Here is a 1426-nt window from a genome sequence, read left to right on the forward strand (position 1 = left end):
TGGGTGCGGAGCGGAGCGTCTCGCCATGGAGATGTCGCGCAGAGGCGCAGAAGATCCGCCGGCGGGGCGATGGGCCGCTTGTCGGCTTTCGCCGATGTTCCCGGAGCAAGCCGGCGCCCAGTGAGACAAGTATGAGTGACTCTATCTCAAAATAAAATCAGCGAGCGGCAGCGCTCGATGTAGGGATTTGGGAGTCTTTGTAGGGAACGGACTACACGCGTTGATCGCATCATCCGGATGCCATCAAGTCTCGTGGTCGTCTTCGAACAGTTTGTGCCGCACGGCGTAGCGCACGAGCGCCGCGTCGTGGGGCATCTGCATCTTGTCGAGAATGCGGGTCTTGTAGGTGCTGATGGTCTTCGCGCTGACCGAGAGCGCCTGGGCGATCTGCGTGATCGTTTCTCCGCTCGCGATGCGCCGGAACACCTCGAATTCACGGTCGGAAAGCCGCTGATGCGGCAGGTCGTCGCCACGGTCGTGCAGGCTCAGCGCCAGGCGTTCGGCCATGGTGAGGCTCACATACACGCCGCCCGATGCAATCTTGTTGACGGCCGCGACCAGCTCGGCACTCGCGCTTTCCTTGGTGAGATACCCCGACGCCCCGGCCTTGAACGCACGCACCGCGTATTGCTGCTCGGCGTGCATGGTCAGGATGAGCACGCGCAGCGCCGGCTTTTCGTCCTTGATCTGCTTGAGCAGTTCGACACCATTGCGGCCGGGCATCGACAGGTCGAGCACGAGCACATCGGCTGGAATCTCGCGGATCATCGCGATGGTCGTGGCGCCATCGCTGGCCTCGCCCGCCACTTCCACGCCGTCGGCATTGTCCAGGATATGGCGCAGTCCGTCCCGGACGAGAGTATGGTCATCGGATAACAAGACCCGGGTCATTGCTTGAGATCGTCCTCGGTGCGCACCGTATAAACGCCGCGGGTGCTGGGTTGCCGTCTGGTGGAACGGCACGTGTCAGAAAAAAAGATGCCCGCAAACTGGCGGGCATTAAGGATGCGCAAGGACACTGAGCCATGAACGCATTGTTGAAACTCGTGAGGCATTAGTGCGACATTAGCACGGGCGCGGTCATGCTTTCCAGTAGCGATCGTGTAACACCCCCAAGAAAACGCTCGTGCAACCGCGTATGTCCGTATGCGCCAAGCACCAGCAGATCCGAGTCGGTGTCCGCCAGGACATCGAGCAAAGTGGCGCCTGTACTTACGCCAGAGGCAGGCGGCATCGATAAGACACCGGCCCGCACCTTGTGGTGTTCAAGATACGCCGCAAGCGTATGTCCTGTGTTTTTACCGGCTTCGCCATCTTCTTCGCGATGCCGCTCGACGGTCACGATCTGCACCGAACGCGCATGCCTCAAAACGGGAAGGGCGTCCGCCACGGCGCGCGCTGCGGCGCGACTGCCGTCCCATGCAAA

At 61.4% G+C, this 1426-nt stretch carries 2 protein-coding genes; both read right to left on the reverse strand.

Going from position 1 to position 1426, the window contains the following annotated elements; all coding sequences use genetic code 11:
* Nucleotides 1-243: 243 nt before the first annotated feature.
* On the reverse strand, nucleotides 244-891 hold the full coding sequence (locus ACRXB1_RS35995) for a response regulator (RefSeq protein WP_062002175.1): 648 nt from the start codon (nucleotides 889-891) through the stop codon (nucleotides 244-246).
* 163 nt (nucleotides 892-1054) lie between these two features.
* The coding region (locus ACRXB1_RS36000; RefSeq protein WP_449494770.1) for a universal stress protein at nucleotides 1055-1426 on the reverse strand (372 nt) is incomplete at its 5' end.

Source organism: Caballeronia sp. M23-90, from assembly GCF_053574605.1.

What these genes read in the sequence shown, in the direction of transcription:
- ACRXB1_RS35995 (WP_062002175.1), bottom strand. Translation starts at nt 891, where the DNA reads ATGACCCGGGTCTTGTTATCCGATGACCATACTCTCGTCCGGGACGGA.